This window comes from Bradyrhizobium sp. Kon10, assembly GCF_055807395.1.
Map to the genome: position 1 here is coordinate 1 of NZ_JBVVOZ010000353.1, position 243 is coordinate 243.

Below are 243 nucleotides of genomic sequence, written 5' to 3' on the forward strand. Positions count from 1 at the left end.
TAGCTCGACGCATAGGCGGGGATCAGGCCGTAGCCGACGACGATCAGCACGGCCGGCAGAGCTAATCTCCGCCAGTCGATTGGAGGCCTTTCGGCATCGAGCGCTTGCACGGCCATCGGTCAGACCCTTTCGATGGTTTTATGGCCGAACAGGCCGGAGGGGCGCACCAGCAGAACCACCAGCGCCAGCGCATAGGCGAACCAGCCTTCGATGCCGCCGCCAACGAAGGGGCCGAGATAGACC

At 64.2% G+C, this 243-nt stretch carries 1 pseudogene; it reads right to left on the reverse strand.

From position 1 onward, the window contains the following. Positions 1–119: 119 nt before the first annotated feature. Positions 120–243 (reverse strand): annotated as a pseudogene (locus tag AC0L2O_RS37360) (branched-chain amino acid ABC transporter permease); the annotation flags it as partial.